Annotated in this window: 12 protein-coding genes; 7 read left to right on the forward strand and 5 right to left on the reverse strand. The window is 60.5% G+C overall.

Annotated features, from left to right (window positions below; translation table 11 throughout):
- The 5 genes from tssM to EN955_RS27055 all read left to right on the forward strand — a co-directional run.
- Window positions 1-2,597 (forward strand): type VI secretion system membrane subunit TssM (gene tssM, locus EN955_RS27035; RefSeq protein WP_127223483.1); only part of this gene is annotated, 2,597 nt, incomplete at its 5' end.
- Window positions 2,598-2,763: 166 nt separating this feature from the next.
- A complete protein-coding gene (locus EN955_RS27040; protein ID WP_013525286.1) occupies window positions 2,764-3,537 on the forward strand; it encodes a protein phosphatase 2C domain-containing protein in 774 nt (257 codons plus the stop codon).
- A 5-nt stretch (window positions 3,538-3,542) separates the two neighbouring features.
- Window positions 3,543-5,951, forward strand: coding sequence for a serine/threonine-protein kinase (locus EN955_RS27045; RefSeq protein WP_024504490.1), 2,409 nt, complete (start codon window positions 3,543-3,545; stop codon window positions 5,949-5,951).
- Between the two features lie 84 nt (window positions 5,952-6,035).
- Window positions 6,036-6,446, forward strand: coding sequence for a DUF1036 domain-containing protein (locus EN955_RS27050; protein ID WP_024504491.1), 411 nt, complete (start codon window positions 6,036-6,038; stop codon window positions 6,444-6,446).
- Entirely contained in the window at window positions 6,443-8,773 is a 2,331-nt protein-coding gene (locus EN955_RS27055) for a M23 family metallopeptidase (protein ID WP_024504492.1), read from the forward strand. The genes EN955_RS27050 and EN955_RS27055 overlap by 4 nt, the downstream gene beginning before the upstream one ends.
- A 93-nt stretch (window positions 8,774-8,866) precedes the next feature.
- Here the strand turns inward: EN955_RS27055 and EN955_RS27060 are convergent, their stop codons facing one another.
- Window positions 8,867-9,397 carry an OmpA family protein gene (locus tag EN955_RS27060; protein WP_013525282.1) on the reverse strand — a complete coding sequence of 177 codons (531 nt, stop codon included), beginning with the start codon at window positions 9,395-9,397 and terminating at the stop codon, window positions 8,867-8,869.
- A gap of 148 nt (window positions 9,398-9,545) precedes the next feature.
- On the opposite strand from EN955_RS27060, the gene EN955_RS27065 reads away from it, so the two are divergent.
- Window positions 9,546-10,157: a hypothetical protein gene (locus EN955_RS27065; protein ID WP_224673521.1), complete on the forward strand. Its 612-nt coding sequence runs from the start codon at window positions 9,546-9,548 to the stop codon at window positions 10,155-10,157.
- 45 nt (window positions 10,158-10,202) lie between these two features.
- Here EN955_RS27065 and EN955_RS27070 read toward each other — a convergent pair whose 3' ends face one another.
- The 4 genes from EN955_RS27070 to EN955_RS27085 form a co-directional block, all read right to left on the reverse strand.
- Window positions 10,203-11,444: a caspase domain-containing protein gene (locus tag EN955_RS27070; RefSeq protein WP_224673649.1), complete on the reverse strand. Its 1,242-nt coding sequence runs from the start codon at window positions 11,442-11,444 to the stop codon at window positions 10,203-10,205.
- A 20-nt stretch (window positions 11,445-11,464) separates the two neighbouring features.
- Complete coding sequence (locus EN955_RS27075; RefSeq protein WP_024504495.1) at window positions 11,465-12,574, reverse strand: OmpA family protein; 1,110 nt, start codon at window positions 12,572-12,574, stop codon at window positions 11,465-11,467.
- Between the two features lie 132 nt (window positions 12,575-12,706).
- Window positions 12,707-15,886, reverse strand: a complete 3,180-nt coding sequence (locus tag EN955_RS27080) for an autotransporter domain-containing protein (RefSeq protein WP_081714361.1) — start codon at window positions 15,884-15,886, stop codon at window positions 12,707-12,709.
- A 239-nt stretch (window positions 15,887-16,125) separates the two neighbouring features.
- The gene (locus EN955_RS27085; RefSeq protein ID WP_081714364.1) at window positions 16,126-16,851 is read right to left on the reverse strand and encodes a hypothetical protein; all 726 of its coding nucleotides are present in this window, start codon (window positions 16,849-16,851) and stop codon (window positions 16,126-16,128) included.
- Between the two features lie 226 nt (window positions 16,852-17,077).
- Between EN955_RS27085 and EN955_RS27090 the strand changes: the two genes are divergently transcribed.
- The gene (locus EN955_RS27090; RefSeq protein ID WP_245265373.1) at window positions 17,078-18,496 is read left to right on the forward strand and encodes a caspase family protein; all 1,419 of its coding nucleotides are present in this window, start codon (window positions 17,078-17,080) and stop codon (window positions 18,494-18,496) included.
- The last annotated feature ends 197 nt before the right edge of the window (window positions 18,497-18,693 follow it).

Below are 18,693 nucleotides of genomic sequence, written 5' to 3' on the forward strand. Positions count from 1 at the left end.
TCTCCATCTTCGGTTTTCCGGCACAGTTCGGCGCACTAAAGGGCCGAGTTACCAGCTTTGTCGCCGCTCTGTTCGATCCCGGACGCAGCCAGGTGAATGTCAGCCTGCGTGGATTGTATTTTTCGTCCGGCACGCAAGAGGGCACGCCTATCGATCAGGTGCTGGGCGCGATCGGCCGCAATTTCGGCGGCAATTCCCGCCCTCACCTTTCTGGAACCGGCAAAAGCTTCTTTTTGCATGATCTGCTGACGGACGTCATTTTTGCCGAATCGGGCTGGGTTTCGTATGACAAATCGGCTGCAAGGCGTGCGGCGATCGTCAGATTTGGTGGCCTGGGTGCCATAACGCTGATCGCCGCCGCCGCACTGGGTACGCTCGCCCTGAGCTTTGCTTCCAACCGGTCGCTGATCGCCTCCACAACGCTGGCCATGGGCCAGTATCGCGAGACGGCGGCCCCGTTGCTCAAGGCCAGCACGGTCACCGATGTCGACCTTGAAAACGTCATCGGCCCGCTTGACCAGTTGCGCGATCTGCCGGCGGGGTATGAAACCGGTGACTTGCCGACACCGTTAGAGGAGACGTTCGGCCTCAGCCAGAGGGAGAGACTTCTTTCGGCATCCAAAACAGCCTATCGGCAGGCGCTGGAGCGACTGCTCCGATCGCGCCTGTTGATCCAGGCCGAGCGGACGATCCAGGCCAAGATGGCCGATCCCGTCGCCCTCTACGAACCGTTGAAAATCTATCTGATGCTTGGCGGCAAGGCACCGAAGGTCGATGACGCTTTGATCGTTTCGTGGATGAAGCGGGACTGGGAGCAGAACCGATATCCGGGCGAAAACAATCGCGAAGGACGCGAGCAGCTCGAAAAGCACCTGCGCGCCATGCTTGCATTGGACGACGCCTATGATCCGGTCTTCGAACTCAACCAGCCGCTTGTCGAAGCCGCTCAACGTTCACTCGGGCGTATGAGCCTTGCCGATCGCGCTTCGGCCTTGATCAAGTCGGCTATATACGCAGCGGTGCTGGACGATTTTTCACTGTCTCAGAAAGGCGGGCCGGAAGCGCAGCTGCTGTTCGAGCGCATCGATGGCGGCGATCTGTCAGGGCTTCGTATTCCCGGCATCTATACTCATTCCGGCTTCAACACCTTCTATCTCCGGCAACTGTCGCGCATTGCGCAGATGCTTGTCGACGAGCAGTGGGTTCTCGGGGGCGGCGGCGAACACGGCGACATCAACCAGCAATTGCTCAAGCTCGGCCCCGAACTTCTTGATCGCTACGGCAAGGAGTTCGCGGCCGCGTGGAACGGCGTTCTCGGCCAGTTGAAATTCAAGGCGATGCTGACGGACAAGCCGCACTACATCGCGCTTTCGGCCGCTGCCTCCCCAAGCTCACCGATGAATCAGCTCTTTGCGGCAATCGCCGATGAAACAGCTCTGACGCGGGACTCAGGTGACGGCCCCGATCCCGGCACCGAGATCGAAGGCACGGCCCAGAACCCGCCGCGCAACCCCGCGGATCTGGCCAAGGGCCTGGCCCGCATCGGCATAACAATCGCCAGCGGCAAATCGCAAAGCCGCGCCGGCACCGGGGCCGCCGACGCACGGAACTTCAGTCCAGGAGCAAACATCGAAGCGCAATTCAGACCATTCCAGGCCCTGGTGAACGGCCCTGCCGGACATCGCCCGATCGATGCTCTGACCCAAAACTTCAGCGATATCTATCAGAGCCTGCAACTGGCGGCCGAAGTTCCTTCGCAGACGGAACGCGTCAATTCGAACCTGCAGCTGCAGATAGCCACGCTTCGCGCCAATGTCTCGCGCCTGCCCAAGCAACTCGGCCGGATGGTCAACGCGACGGCGGATGAGTTCGAAGGCAACGTTGCCGAAACCTCGGTGACCAACTTGAATCAGATACTTGACCAGACGGTCACAGCCCCTTGTGAAGCCGCAATCAGCGGCCGTTATCCCTTCGCCCGCGACGCCACCGAGGATGTTGCGATGGCAGATTTCGCCAAATTGTTCGCCCCTGGCGGCTTGCTGGACCGGTTCTTCGCACAAAATCTAGCATCGCTGATCGACATGACCAGCCAGGACTGGACTTGGAAACAGGATGCGCGCTTTGGACGCGACCTGTCGAAATCGACCCTGAAAGACTTCCAGCTTGCGGCGGAAATCCGCAGCGCCTTCTTCCCATCGGGCGGTTCGTTGCCTTCGGTCAGCATCACTTTCACACCGTTCTCACTGAATGGCGATGTCGATACGGCGATACTCGATGCCGAAGGCCAGATCGTCTGGAGCAATCAGACGGGCAACGCGCCGAGCGCGGTCACCTGGCCGGGCGAGGCAGCTTCCGCGTCCGCCAGCCTAAGCTTGACGCCGGAGATGCCAGGCCGCGAATCCGCCATCAAGTTCGAAGGGCCCTGGGCGCTGAAACGACTTCTGGACAAGGCTGCCGTCACCGGCGACGACAGCAACATGCAAGCGCGCTTCGTGATCGGCGGACGCGACGTTACTTATGCTCTCCAGACAGGCTCAGGCTCCAACCCCTTCTTCCTCCCGGCCCTGTCCGGATTCAGCTGTCCCAAGGCGTTTTGAACAGGGTTCATCTGCTGAACATGGCGTCGGTCCGCTGACCACGGCGTTCAAAGCCTGGTTTTCCTTAGTTTTCGATACTTTAATGTTCGAGCCTGTGGCAAAGTGGCGCCAGCGAGCGTCCAAAGGTGCGCCGCAGAAGGACGCTTGAAAAGCGCTTGGTGGCAAATTGAATACTGTCGCCCTTTCCGTTGAGAGCTTCGGCGTGAGCCACAAAGGCTGTGTCCGTGAGCTCAATGAAGACAGCTATCTGGTCGAGCCACAAACTGGCGTCTGGGTGGTAGCCGACGGAATGGGTGGACATGACGCCGGAGAGGTCGCTTCCGCCAGTATCGTCGATCATCTGTCAACAATCGGCATTGCGAGCTCAGCTCCCGATCTTCGCGCCCGCTTCGAGGACAGGCTGGGCCGGGCCAATGCCGAGATCCGAGGCATATCTGAATCCCGCGGCATAACCATCGGTTCCACCGTTGCCGCCCTGCTGGCGATGGACGGGCGGTTTGCCTGCCTGTGGGCGGGTGACAGCCGCGTCTATCTTGTCCGCAACGCCTCGATCTCGCAGATCTCGAGAGACCACACCGAAGTTCAGGAGCTCATCGACCGCGGTATCATCAGCGCAGCCGAAGCACGCACGTGGCCGCGCCGCAATGTCATCACGCAAGCGATCGGCGTCAGCGACGAGATTGTCATCGATTTCCAGCAGGGAGAAATCATGCCGGGGGATATTTTTGTGTTGAGCACGGATGGTCTGACGGCGCATGTCACCGACGCCGAGATCGAGGCGGCGACGGTGTCGGCGACACCTCAGGCAGCCTGCGAGAACCTGCTCGACATGGTGCTGGCGCGCGGCGCAACGGATAACGTCACGATCGTCCTCGTAAAGATAGGACACGAGCGCGATGGCCAATTGCCTCCTCCATATCTGCATAGAGCGAAGGCCTGAGGTTGATGGGCTCCGACGACAAGACGCGCATATCGGGGGGCATGGCCAACACCGTCGTAGGCACGCAACTCAGCGGCATCTACGAGCTCGACGAACGCATCGCATTCGGTGGCATGGGCGAGGTTTACCGTGGTCATAATATCCAGACCGGTGACCATGTCGCGATCAAGATCGTCTTGCCCGAGTTCGCCCGTGACCAGACGATCTTGTCGCTGTTTCGCAAGGAGGCATTGATCCTCAATCACCTGTCGCATGACGCGGTCGTGCGCTACCACGTCTTCACGATCGATCCCGGGATCGGCCGTCCCTACCTTGCCATGGAATTCGTCGACGGTGAGTCGCTGTTCGACATCATGCGGCGTGGCGCGATGCCGGCGGCTGATGTGCGCAAGCTCTGCCACCGCCTCGCCTCCGGCCTGAGCGCCGTGCACCAGGCGGGAGCAATACACCGCGACCTCTCGCCCGATAACATCATCTTGCCGGGAGGCCGGGTCGACCGCGCGAAGATCATAGATTTCGGTATCGCCCGGTCGGCGAGTGTCGGCGGTGAGACCCTGATCGGCGGAAAGTTTGCGGGAAAATACAACTATGTTTCACCCGAACAGCTCGGGCTCTACAGCGGCGATGTCAGTGAGCAATCCGATATCTACAGCCTGGGGCTGGTGCTGGTTGCCGCCTTGCGCGGCAAGCCAATCGATATGAGCGGATCGCAATTCGAGGTCATCGAAAAGCGCCGGACCGTGCCTGATCTCACCGACATCGACGATGATTTTCGTGACATCGTTGAACCCATGCTGCAACCGGATCCGCAGGACCGGCCGGTTAGCATGGCGGAAATCGCCAGGATGACGCGTGACGAAAACGAGGAGACAACCCCGCCGGCGTCCATCACACCCCGCGATCGGTCGGCTTTGCCGCGAACCTTTGCATCCGGCAGCAAAACCCAGGCACGATCACACAATGTTGAAAGGCACGACGACGCAGCCGCAGCGGGCCCAGGCGGACAGCCCTTCGTAGAGCACGTGCGGCCCGCGCATTTGTTCGAACGGCCGCCTGCGGCGCCGATGCCGCGCGAGGCCACGGCGCGTTTGCCTGGAAGGTCCACAAGGACCCGAACCCTGGCGATCGCTGCCTTGGCGATGCTGGCTGTGGCCTCCGGCGCGGGCCTTTACCTGGGCGGCTTCATGACGCCTGCCACACCGACTGCCGGCAAGACATCGCTTTTGGCACCGGAGCCGTCCAAGCTCCCGCCCGGCCTGTCAAAGCCGCCCCTGGCGGACTCTGCCGCCCCTGAGCCGGCAAAGGCAGTTTCGCCCGTGCAGGCCAGCGGACAGGCGGCTGAAAATCCGGCAGATACGTTGGGGGTTCAAAAGCCGGAGCCTACCAAGCCCGCCGAAGTCCCCTCACAGAACGACGTCGTCGCGAAGCCGCCCGCAACGGACGCCAGGCCGCGACCCGAAAAGGCATCGCCGCCAATCCAGCCGGATACGATGACCAGCGACAGTCAAACGTTGGCCGCTTCCAGTGAGACAACCGCCCCGACGCCGGCGGTAGAGAAAGCCTCGACGCTGCCGCCCGCTGAGCCCAAGGTTGACGAGAGCCAAAAGCCCGAACCGCAGGCCAGCAAGCCGGCGGCACCCGCAACGCGGGAGCCCAATCCCACTGCGGCCCCGCCGGCTGTCGCGAACGCCGAGAGCCCTGCCTTGCCGACAAGCAACCAGCCGGACCAACCTGCTGTCGCGTTGAACGTGCCCAAACCGGAGATTCCCCCGGCCGTCGACGACATCGCCCAACGGGTGTCATGGGTTCGCGACTTCGGCGGCGGCGACTGTTTCTATGCGACGATGACCTCAGCAACCGACAAGGCTGCCGCGATCGAAGGCTTTGGAACATCGGTCCAGCCATTCGAAGGCATGCTGGCCGAGTTCCAGGCCAAATTCCATGTCGAGCCGGACATCAGCGTCCGGCTCATTGAACCAAGCCAATGCGAAGTCACCAATTTTCTGCGCTTTATCGGGCAGACCGCATCAGACAAGCCGCAGCTTGTTCTCGATCGGACATCGGTGCCAAACGGTACGCCGATCAGCGGAACGCTGGTGACGCGTGGCGGGCTCAGGTCCAGCGTGCTGTTGATCGACCATAAAGGCATGGTGTTCAATCTCGACGACCGCATCGTCGTAGAACCCGGCAAGGCTACTTTCAGCATCCCGATTGGTCTCGGGGCCGCCGACAAAGCCGCCGGAAAGGCGGTGCCGCAGATCATAATGGTGATCACGGGCCCTCAGGACATCCAGGCAGCCGCGTTCTCCACGCCCATGCCAGCCTCGGTGCTGCTCCCAAAGATTCTTGAGGAAATCGAGACCGACGGGTCTCAATTCTCGGCCACCGCCCAGTATTTCCGGCTCGGCGGATAGCATGGGCGCCCGATGCAACTCAGCCGCTCTGACCCGCCAATAAGGCAGTTTGATCCGGTTCGGGCCCCTGCCCTGCGTGGCAGCATGAGGCTTGCGGTCATGGGGGGGGCGGCCCTGTTGGCCGTGCTGTCATCCAGCGAAGCGCGCGCCGAGTTCACGGTCTGCAATCAGACTCTGGATGTCGTCAATCTCGCCGTCGGCCAGAAGGTCGACAATGCGGACCAGACCGATGGCTGGTGGACCATCGGCGCCAATCAATGCGTAAACGTCATTCGTGAGGAACTGACGAACCGCTACATCTACATCTACGCAACGGACGTGTTTGGTCATGCGATCCTCACAGGATCGACCGAAATGTGCATTGAGCGGCGACGTTTTTCGATACGCGGCATCGACGAGTGCTGGCAGCGCGGCCATATCGCGGCACAATTTCTTGAAGTCGATACCCTCGAACAGGCGCGGTGGACTTTCTTTCTTACGGGAAGCAATCCGTGACGCACGGTATCGACACGAGCTTCAGGCAGAAAAAGCAGGCGCGCGCGGCCCTTCGCAGGCGCACGCTTCGGCGCAGGCTTGTTGCCGGTCTCGCGGTGGCTGTGCTGCTCTCTATCGCCGCCGGTTTCTACCTCACCGCCGAGTATTGGTCGTTCGGAGACGAAGACGAGGAGTTGCATGCGGTCGAAGGGGCGGACGATATGCCGGCGGACGCATCCGTGTATGTGCCAGCCATTATCGATCTGGCGGGGGACCCGATGTGGATCACGCTGGCGCCCGATGCCAGCGCCGCAACCAAAGGCCGGACAATGCCGCGCCCGGCGGAACTCAACCAGGCCGGCGTTTCTCCACAGATCGAAATCCTGTCTGACGTCATGCTTAGCGCGAGCGAAAAATTCATGACAACGATACCGTCGACGCAAGAGGATTTTGCATTCTTCCAGGCGCAACGAAAGACTGCTGCCCCACCATCCGGTGATCTGCAGAATGATCTTGAGCCATCGCCGATAGAGGGGGAACCAGCCGCAGCACCCGACCAAAGGGCGGACGCCGATGATCCCGAAGCCGGCTGGGGCGAGACCATCGATGCGGGCGATGCAGCCCTTCCCGCATTCCAGAAGACGCAGATCGAAAACAACACGAGTGTCGCAACCGTCTCGAATGAGTATCAGCGGTTCGAGGCGACCGAAGACACGTTCGTGAAAATCCTCAACGACCGCTCTTTGGACAGCGTCGCGCTCGATGCGCATTTCTCCGCAGAGGACGCCAAGCTGGCAGGGCAAGCGCTGAAGGCGCTTTTCAACCGCGACGGCCTGGAACCGGGCTATGTCATCGCCATGCGTGGTTTCAGGCCGAGGCGCGAGACGACGACCATGTCGCTGATGCAGGTGTCCATCTACGCCAAGAACGTCTTTGTTGGCACGCTGACACGCAATGCGGCGGGCGCATTCGTATCGGGTGTCGATCCCTGGGTCCGTGAAGATCTGTTCAACTATTCGGGCGCACAGGGGGAAGGCACGCACAAGCGGCAGTATCGCCTGCTCGACGCGATCTACTCGACGGCGGCTCGCAACAGTGTTCCAACCGGCGTGATCGGCGAAGCGATCATGTACCTATCGCGAGGGCAGGATCTGGACGCCTTCGCCAGCGAGGACCAGCGCCTTGTGCTGATCTACTCGCAAACGCCGCGCGGCAAGGGCGAGACTGACGGGCGTGTGCTGTATGTCGGCGTGCAGGGCACCGAAAAGAGCCTCGACTGTTTCGTCTTCCAGCTGAGCGAGGGCCAGTTTGCGTGCGTTACCGGTGACGATCAGGTCCGCTCGCTGACGGTCACCAACGGCATGGTCACGCCCGTCAACGGGGTGATGACATCCACCTTCGGGCCACGCAAGCATCCAATTCTCGGCACCGTTCGCATCCACAAGGGCGTCGACTGGGCGGCTCCCGTTGGCACGCCGATCGCAGCCGCCTTCGATGGTGAGATCACCTTCCAGGGCGATGGCGGCAGCTATGGTAATCTGGTGAAGATCTCGCACCCAAACGGGCGCGAGACGCGCTATGCGCATATGCTGAAATTTGCAATCGGGACCGGTGTCGGAACCAGGGTGAAAGCCGGCGATGTGATCGGCTATATCGGCACCACCGGCCTTTCGACCGGGCCCCACCTGCATTTCGAACTCTACCAGAATGGCGCAGCGATCGACCCACTCGGCACGGTCACCGCGGTCGCTTCCGACGATTCCGCGGTCGAGACGCTCACCGACCGTATCGTTCATGTCGAAAGCGGCGGCAGCGCTCGCGCCAAGAACCCAAATTCCTCAGCAACCGGTGCAGGGCAATTCATAAGCAAGACCTGGATCAGGATGATGAACACCTACCGCCCGGAACTTGCGCGCACGCTGTCGACAGCCGACCTGCTCGCACTGCGCTACGACGCCACGATCTCGCGTGAGATGGTTCGCAACCTGGCTCGCGAAGGCGAGGCCTATCTTCGGGAGCGTGGTCACCAGATTACGGCGGGCAGACTCTATCTCTGTCATTTCCTGGGAATGGAAGGCGCGCACCAGGTGCTGTCGGCCACAGGTTCGGCGCAACTGAGCGCCGTGCTGGGGTCGGCCGTCATCCAGGCCAACCCGTTTCTCACCGGCAAGACCGCCAGCTACGTCGTGGACTGGGCCGAAAGGAAAATGGGCCAGAAGCTGGGCCGCATGGCCACTGGCGCCGCCCAGCAGACAACGACCACGGAGGTCCGCCAGACGTCACCGGAGTTTGAAAAATACAAGCAGGCCGTCACCGCCGTCATAAGCTCAATTCAGAATACGCTTTGAACCACGCTCGCGCTGCTATGCTCACCCCTGTCCAAATTCCATCGGGTAGAACAATCTTCGGCCCATCCCAGGCTGCGGCGCAGCTTTGCGTGGCTATTGTGTCTTTATCCGCATTTCCACGCGGCGATTGAGCGGATCGTATGGGTTGGAACTGCGCGGGTTCTTTTCACCCATGCCGACCGCGTTGATGCGATCAGGCTCGATGCCGCTGGCCGTGAGGAAGGCGGCTACCGATTTCGCTCGTCGTTGCGACAGGCCTTCGTTGTGGTGCACCGTGCCGGTGGCATCGGTATAGCCTTCGACGACGAAGCTGAACGTGCTCAGCCGGTTGTCCTTCAGGGCTTTGGCGAACTCGTCGAGTTCAGCGCGCGCGGTGGCGTCAAGTTCGGCCGAATCCAAGCCGAAATTGATCAGCATGTCGAGGCCGGTTTTCACTGCCGACGCGTCATTGGACTTGCTTTTGCACTCCTCCGCGGAGCCAACACAAATCCCGCGGGACTTGCCGAGATCGGCCGCACCAGCAAAAAACTTCACGATGTCTTCCGATTTCTGAACGGGGTCGGCGGAAGCGTGGGTCGAGAAAAGCACGACCGCCAACACAAAAGCTGAACTGCTCCACTGCATAGCGGCTCCTCCTGGTTGAGTATTCCGATTTTCGATGTTGGGATCATAGCAAATTCGCAGGCAATTGTCTGTCTGCAATCGCCGGGGGCGTGACAGTTGTTGCCGCGTCACCGGTTGAGACTTGACCCGCGCCGCGCCTAAGGCTTGAGTGGCCAAGCTTCTCGATGAAAGCGTGGCGGTCATGGCCAATGGGCTCCGGTTCAAAACGGCAAGGGATCTTTTCGCGGCGTGTCCTGCTATTGCGCGGGACATGAGGAGCCTTCCAACCGACCAGCGCTCGATCGAGTTTTGCCGCGACCTTCTCGCAGGGCGCGTTCCCGAGGAAGCGGTTACATTTTGTGCCTACCTGCTTCCCGAGCGAGCCGCGGTCTGGTGGGCCCATGAATGCCTGAGCCACCTGGCCGACCTGTTGGATGAGACCGATCATCAGTTGCTCCCGCTGGTCCACAACTGGGTGGGCGAACCGGACAGTCTCCGCCACCAGGCGGCGCTCAGCACAGCCGGCGCGACGCCGCCAACAACGCCGGTCGGCTGGATTGCTCTGGCCGCGGGATGGCGTGACAATGGTTCGGCCAGGGCCGCGACGATGGCACCGGCGTTGCTGCCGTTTCCAGCCGCCCACGCAATCAATGCCGGGATTCTGGCCGGACTGGCGCGTGTCGCACTGGCTGACCGGTTCACCGTTCTTTCGGCATTTGTCGAAATGGGCATCCAGATGGCTGAGATCGAGGCCCTGAGCCAAGCAGCGGATGCGGATTAGAGCATTCGCCCGGCAGAAACCGATGGATGCCGTCATCATCCTGGCTTACTTACAGCCACCTTGCGCCCATTTTGCGAGCGCCACCTTGAAGCGCGTTCCAAGCGGATGTTGAAGCCGTAAGACAGACACGTCGTTGGCGGCGAAATTTTTCGACTGTTCACACAGCCGGGCCTCGTTCCATTCATGGCAACCGTCGCAGTGCTTTCCTTCCCATACCGACTTGTCGAGCCCCTCCACAGGACTGAAGCGTGGCTTGCCCTTGATCAGCTCCGCAATGCTCTTGCCGTCGATTTCCGGATCGCCGAAATCGACAGGATGGTCAAAAAAGATAGGCTCGTCGGAGGCAAGCCTTGGGATTTTCTGACGAAGCATATCGAGCGAAAGTTGGGCGTCGTCGGCGCCCGACGGGTTTGCCGCAACGTTTCGCCCATCCGAACCGGCTTCCGATTTCTGAGTGGTCGCCTCGCCGACGATCAGCGGTGCGTTGAGGTCGATCTTGTGCAGGACGACCTCAGTGGTCAGCGAGACATTGCTCCAGGGGCGCTGTTTGCCGGCGGTTACCTTGAAGACATCGGCGGTAACGCGGTTCATGGCTTCGGTGATGGAAACGTTTGTTTCGCCCATATGCGCCAGCAGCGCCGAAGCGAACGGCGAATGTTGGCCCGACCCGTCAAAGGCGACCTGATTGGGACTGGTGGCGAACGCGACAAGCGTGCCGGCGCCACCATTCTCGATGGGAATTTCGGCAAGGCCGCTTCTTGCTCCCTTCACGCCGGCGGTCTTTGCCAGCACTTCGGCAAGCGGATTGTCACGGCAAGCGTCGAGAAAAATCAACCTTATGCTGGTCTCGCGCGACATTTGCCGCAGGACGAAGTCCACGGGCACCGCCTCGAAATCGAGCGAAGTCTCGTCCTCGAGTGCTGCGTCGACCGGAAGAAGGTAGTTGCTGCCTGAAACCTGCAACCCGTGGCCGGCGTAGAAAAAAAGGGCGATATCGGCGCCGCGCACCTGCTTTGCGAATTGCGCAATCGTCGTCTGGGTCTGCAATTTGGTCAGATCGAAGCCGGAAACGACTTCAAAGTCCAGATTCTCGAGGCGTTCGGCCATGGCGTGGGCGTCGCGTACCGGATTGGTCAGCGCCGGCGCATGCTCATATTGGGAGTTGCCAAGGACCAACGCAACACGGCGTTCAGCACTGGCGGCCGACAAAGTCAAAAGCAGTGCCAGCGCTACAAGCGCAATGGCGCCCACAAGTCCACCGCAATGGCCGATACGATCAAAACCCACCCGGGACAACAGGGCGTCCCTCAGTTGACGAGCTTAGTGGCGGAAAACTCGATCCGCCGATTGAGCGCCTTGTTCTTCGGCGTGTCGTTGTCGGCAACCGGGCGCTCCTCGCCATAGCCAGTCGCCGCGATCTGGGTGCGCGGAATGCCAGCGGCAACTATGGCGTCGGCAACCGCCTGGGCCCTTCGCTCCGACAGGCGCTTGTTCTCGATGGGCGACCCGTCGGAATCGGTGTGTCCAGAAACCTCGACCTTCAGGCCCGGGCACTTGCCCACGACGCCGACGACCTCAGCAAGCAGCGGCCGGCTTTGGCTATCGAGCCGCGCGCTCGCCGTTCTAAAGTAGATGGCTCCGGTGCGCGACAGCACCGCGAACCTGTTGAGGCACTCCTCGTCGCTGAAGCTGGTCTTCGCCGCATCGGTGGTGACAGGCCCGACATCGGCAGTGCTCGCCGCAACCGGTTGGACAACAGCCGGCTTGCTGCCGTCAGCGACGAAAACGAAATCGAATGAAACCGATGCCGTGGGAACAATATTGGTCACGTTGGCCGCCTGCTGGAGTTTATCCACGTTCGGCAGCAATCCGAAGTCTTCCACATGCACGGCGACAGGAGCCTCCGAAGCGACCGACACCATGGTGTCGCTGATCATGGTGACCACGATGTTGGCTTGAAGATCCTTGTCGACCCCGTGCAGGCTGAGACGGAACGGAAGAACCGCCTTCACACGTCGCTTGGTCGCCAGGTCGGCAAATGCGGCGGGATCTACCTTCGCGGTCAGTTCGGCGGAGGGAAACTTGAATGTCTCGAAGAAAAGGAACCGCATGCGGACGTTGCGAAGGTCAACCCCTGTATCGACCGAATTGAGGTCGAAGGTGACTTTCGCATCACCCGCCGAGGTGAGGCTACCGGAAATATTCCTGATCTTGTTGGTTTCGACGATCGTGTTCTTCTTGACCGATTGGTAGGTCAGGACCGAAGCGGTCGAGTCCAGCGTCCAGTTCGTCTCTGCCTTCGCAGTTCCCAGTCCGGGCCAAATCAACACCAACAACGCAACGACCAAGCCAAGCGCGTTTATAACGAGCCAGCCTCTTGCCCGTGTTTTCCACCAGACTCCCACGACTTCGAACATGGAACCCCCTGCCTAGAGCAGTTCACGATTTCTCAGCGAGGAGCATAGAACACTTGCTGTCGCTTGGCGAGCATCTCGCGTGGTGCGGTGCACCACTCCCGAGCGATGCAAATCTCGGGTTCATCGTCTTGGTTAGAAGGCGATCTTCAGTCCGAGCTTGGCGCCGATGGTGGAACTGTCCGATGACACCTTGCCGCGAACTTCGCCGTTGACGGTGGTCGCAGCCGACATCTTCAGGTTGAAGCCGGTCGACAGCGCGGCGGAAAAATCGGCATCGTTGAAGTCGATCTCCCTGGTGTCGATTTCGGTGGTGTTCTTGTAGCCGAAACGCTGCTGCAATTCGCCTCGCGCATAGGGGCTGATCACCATTCCGTTGCTTAGCGTGTAGTCGCCATAGATGCCGGGCTCGAGCTTGATCGCGCCAAAAGAAAGCTTGCTCTTGCCGAACTCGTTGCCGCCGCTGTCTTTATAGGGATCGCCACGGAAGGAAACGCCAAGCAGGCCGCCACGCAGATCGAAGCGGGTGCGCTCGCCCAGCTTGAAGATATGGCCGACCGATGCGGTCACTGCATAGCCCTTGGTATCATAGCTGCCGGTGGTGCCGAGCACGCCGTTCGTCACGTCGCTTCCACCGATGAAGCCGGAGGCCGAGACGAGCGCGTAATTGTAGTCCTTGCGAAACAGCGCGTAGCCGCCGAACAGGCCGGCCTTGTTGGTACCTTCGCCGATGGCATCAAATCCCCGAAACGCGCCGAGGTTGACGTCGGTCGAGGCGTAGCCGGCGAAAACGCCGATGTTCAGGCCGTACTCATTGTCGAACTGGAAGTGTTTGGCGGCATTGAAATCCAGGCTGATGGCAGCCGAAAAATCATTGGCATCGAAGCTCGGGCCGGAGCCGTTCAAGCCGCCGCCGCTGATGTTGTAGCCGTCATGCTCGGTATGGGCGAACTGGCCTGAAGCAAAGACCCCGAAACTTTCCGAAACCGGCACCATTCCAGAACCGGATGCGGGCGAGAGATGCAGGTCAGCATCGAGCGCGTCGCGGTTTATGCCGTAGAGAGCCTCGATTGCCACCGCGACCGCGCCGGCGTTGGTGGCACTGGTCGGCGCCGCCGCAATGCCAAAATTGACTGGCGTGGCACGCAGGAACACGCTGCCATTCGGGCCTGTGACGATCGCATAGGTGAAAAGCGAACCCGGTGTGCCGGGCACGCCTGCGACGCTGAACGTCCCGGTGACCGGGCCGTTGGTCGAAACAATGAGCGGTATGTCGGTCGGCTCGGCAAATTGCGGCGTGCCGAGCAGGTTGACGATGATGGTATTGGCGCCGGTTGCCGAAAACGCATCGGCAATGAGCTGATCCGACTGAGATGTCTGCTGGTTGATGTCGAGGCCGATGCTGGCACCGTTGAGGGTGAGGCCGCCTAGCGTCAACACATCGCCAGCGACACCGTTCGTCATGTCGATCAGCGAATTCGTCGCGATGATCGAACCCGGCATGGTGACGTTGCCGTTGATGAACAGCGTCGAGCCACTGCCCAGGTTGAGGTGGTTGATGCCTTGCGTGCCGCCGCTGAAGCGCAGCGTGGAATTGTCGGAGGAAAAATTGTCGAAGCCGGTAAAGTTCTGGCTCTTGCCGCCGGCAGCGAGATCGGTGCCGGTGATGGTGCCGTTGGCGCCCGTGCCGCTGAACAGAACGCCATCGCTCAAATTGAGTGGGTCAACCGCACCGATGCCGTCGATCACGAGCGTGTCGGGACCAAGACCGGTAATGTTACCGCCGATCGTGCCGCCCGACAGATGGACATGCTCGGCGTCTATGCCGCCCGTGATGGTGCCGCCGGTGACCGAGACATTGTCGAAGCCGGCGCCGCCGGAAACGCTGGATCCGATGGCGCCGCCGCTGATGACAATCAGATCGTCACCGACATCGCCGGTGACCTCTCCCGCAAGCACGCCGCCGGAGACCAATATCTGATCGTTGCCGTCGTTGCCTTCCAGAAAACTGTTTATGGTGCCGCCGCGCAGCGTAATAACATCATTGCCGGCACCACCGCTTACCGCACCCGCAAGAGTGCCGCCGGTCATGTCGAAGGTGTCGTCACCATCCTCCAGCCCGACAGAATCTGTGCCCTCCCCACCCTCACCTGGGTCGATGCCGACACTGGCGTTGCCCGAGATCGATACGCTGTCGTCCTGGCTGCCGGCATAGATCGAGCCGTCGACCGTGCCGCCGCTGACGGTATAGGTGTTGCCGCCGCCTTCGCCGAACACCGAGCCGGTCACATGGCCCGCGGTCATGTTGAAAATGTCGGCGCCGCCCGCAAGATCAACGATGCCCGGCGATATGGTTGTGCCGACGGTTCCACCGTCGATGTTGACGGTGTCGTTGCCATCGTTGCCGAAAATGCTGCCGCCTATGGTGGCGTTGCCACTGACCGTTATTGTGTCGTTGCCGGCCTCTCCATCGATATCCAATTCGATTGCGGTATTGCCGCCGATGCTGACCTGGTCGTCGCCGGCCCCGGCATCCACGGCCTCGACGTTGCCTCCCCCTATGGTAATGGTATCACCGCCCTCACCCCCAGAGATGATACCGACGATTGGCTCGCTGAAAAAAACGCCTTCCTCGACCTCGAGGATACCGACCGATATCAGGTCGTCACCGATGCCACCGGTCACATTGCCGACCTGTGTGCCGCTGCCGGATATCACGACACTGTCGACACCATCTCCAAGATCGATGTCGTGGATGCTGCCGGCCTGGATGATAACGGTGTCATCGCCCGCCCCGGCGTCGAGATTGGCGTCGACATTTGGGGCGAACGGATCGCCCGACAAATCCCCATAGGACATCTCGAACCGGTCGTTGCCGCCAAAGAGTTCGAGGGTCCCCTCTGCCGACTGCAAGGATGTCGTTGCCGATGACGTTACCGGCGGCAGGCCACTTATGACGGGGGTAGGCGTGCTGTTGTCCAGGATACCGCCAAAGATGCTAACAATGTCATCGCCGTTTCCGTCATAATCGTTGACGATGACTGTTGACGAGTCGTTGGCTTGCCCCTTGTATCCCGCGAACCCCGTCGTGAATACGCCGCCGACATCCTGGACGTTTCCAGTTGTGCTGCACTCGACCGTGACCGATGTCGTTTCGAACGTCGTTTCGGCCGAGATGCCTGAGCCGACTGTTGTACCAGCACCGCTTGCGATAGCCGAGCACGCTTCCGCGCCAGATATCTGCAACGTGGATGCCGCCGCTAACGCAAGCAACGAAACACCCGCCAATTGATAGGCCTCGCGCGGCACTCTCATTCGATCCCACCTTACGAGAATCGATACCGTCACAGTTAAGGCAATTACAATAAATCACCGGCCCTTCAATGGGGCTCGTTGACTTGATTGACAGGCAGTGTACGCAGCGCGCTGCTCGTCGGCAATGGTTAGGCGTTCGCTCTCAGGCCACTATAAGGTCATGTGTGGCGACAAGGTCACTATCGAACTCAGATTGAACCGCTCAGATGCAGTACGACGCGGTACAAGGACGCGAACATCTAGAGGTCAGAATAGGCTGCCGAAACGGTCAGGCTTCCCGCGTGGGCAACCTTGCGGTCGTAACTTGCCCATATTTCCCCGCCGCACTGCTGGGCCCAGCGATGACAAAAAGAAAAATCGGTAGGCAAGTCCACGTCCGGCGTCACGATCTTCGAAAATGGCGTCAGAAAGCTCTCGAACTGTGCGGCGTATTTGTTTTTTCTGTAGCGCGACCGGTTCACCGTTTCGGGCAGTTTGTCAATTATCCTGGCGACGCAGTCGCGCGAAACCAAGAAGATACCCGTGCCACATAGCGATACCCGGACAAAGCCGCCCATCTCCTGCCGCGGTTCGATGATGGTTCCGAGGAACTCCAGGCTTTGCGCAAAGGCCTTGTCGAACGGCAGTTTCGACAGCGAGTGAAGTTTGCGAAGGTCGACCAGACGCCGCGGATACAAAGTGCCGACTACAGGCTTGTCGAGCGCCAGCATCGCGGCAATGAGATCGGGCGAAAAGCCCATGTCGCTGTCGATCATCAGGATGTGACTGCAGTCCAGCTTCTTGTAGTAGAAATTCGTGAGCAGATAGTTCCGAGAAAACGGTATATCCGTGTACTCGATTTCCGACAGCGTGAACGCGTAGCTGGAAAGGCTTTCGTGAGTCAGGGCCGCAAAAAGGCTGCGAACGAATACGCTTTTGTAGGCTGCTCCGTAAACCGGCAGCGCGAGGTTGATCTTGGTCGGCATCGAGCCCTCCACGGTCCAGTGACTGCATACAAATCCCTTTTTCCTATCTTTGACAGGATACTTGGTATAAAAATTTGCGGGCCTTTGGCGGCACGGGGTCCAAACGCTCGGGCAGATTGCGTTTGCGTCTGGTGCGTTCGAAGGCCGCCGGATCAAGATTGACGCAGGCTGGAACGAGCATGCCGATATGACCCACCGCCACGGATACTTGCGCATCCCGCTGCTCATGCTTTTCGCGATTTTGAGCACGATCGACGTTCGCGCCGCGGTCGAACAGAACGCCTCATTACAGCCGCGCAACCGGCTGGCGATCGTCATCGGCAACACGAACTACCAGAGCAAGCGTCTCGAGCACCTCGCCAACGCGGTCAACGATGCGACGAAACTGTCCGACAGCCTGAAGCGGCTGAACTTTGAGGTTCTGACTGGAACCGATCTTACCGCCGATGGCTTCGTCAAGCTTTTCCATGACGCCGAGGCGAAGCTGCCCGAAAGCAGCGCCGTGCTGATCTTCTACGCCGGCCACGGCATGCAGGTGCAGGGCGAAAACTACCTGCTACCGATCGATACGCCCGATCCGGAAAACCTGGACAAGCTGACGGCGCACGCCGTCAAGCTGAATGATGTGATCGCCAAATTCGCCAGTCGCGGCCGTCAGACCTTCATCTTCCTTGATGCCTGCCGCAACAATCCGCTGGGCAGCGGCGCCAACATCTCCAACGGTCTGGCGCAGGTCGAGGTCGGCGAAAACACGTTTGTCGCCTTCGCCACCCAGCCCGGGAACGTCACCGTCGACGGGACAGACGAAAACAGCCCGTTCACCACTGCGCTTCTAAAAAACGTCGAAATTCCTGGCTTGAGCATTTCGGACATGATGATCCGCGTCCGCAACGAGACCGAGGCGCTCACCGTCGGCCGCCAGGTGCCGTGGGATCAGTCGAACCTGCGTGAACAATTCTATTTCACCGAACAGCAGATGCTCGATCCGGCGCAGTTGAGCGCGAGCCTGTCGCGCATCCTGTCCGATCCAGACGCCAAGAAGAAGCTGCAGATAGAGCTCGCCTCCAACGACCTGCAGACCGCCGTGCTCATCGTCGGACAGACGCTGCGGTCCGTCGAGATTCCGGCACCGTCAGGCGGTTCAGCGGAGCCGGTCGGCACTCGGGTCGCCAATCTGTCTTCAACCGAAAGCGTTGCAGTCGCTCGCCAGAGCGTCGTCTCCGGCCTCGAAACTCTCATTGTCGGCGCCTCGGCGGGCGAAGCGGAAAAGGACAAGGCAGGCGATCTTGCGCGCAGCATTCAGACCGAACTTCGTCGCCTGGGATGCTACCGGATGCAAGTTGATGGCGATTGGGGCACAGGCTCCATCCGTGCCCTCACCGACTACTACAAAAACACCAAACAGATCGCACCCACGACCGAGCCGACCGTCGGATTGCTCGGCGATCTCTTTTTGCGTTCCGGCAGAATCTGCAAGCAGCCGGTCATCGTCAAGGCCAAGCCGGCTAAAGTCGCGTCGGACAACGGCCCTTCGCAAACCGGCCCCAGCCGCAAGGCGGCGAAACGCGCGCAGGCCGTCCCGCAACGCCCCATAGCCCCCCCACCAGACATTAGTGGGGGGATAGGCATCGGTGGTGTGTTTTAGGACGTGGGCTGTCAGGCGGGCCTACTTCATTGGCGTTCGTAACATCACGATTTCGCCTCACGGATCGCCTGCAAAGTCGCATGGCGTAGCTTGTCCTCGCGCTTAAGGGTCTTCACTCGTCCGACAAGGCCAGGTTTGATCCATTCGGCGTCTGGCTTGTCGGCTCCCTTCGGTGGCGTGCCTTTCCCCTCCTGCAC

The organism is Mesorhizobium sp. M7A.F.Ca.CA.001.04.2.1 (assembly GCF_003998485.1).
GTDB classification, from domain to species: Bacteria; Pseudomonadota; Alphaproteobacteria; order Rhizobiales; family Rhizobiaceae; genus Mesorhizobium; species Mesorhizobium ciceri.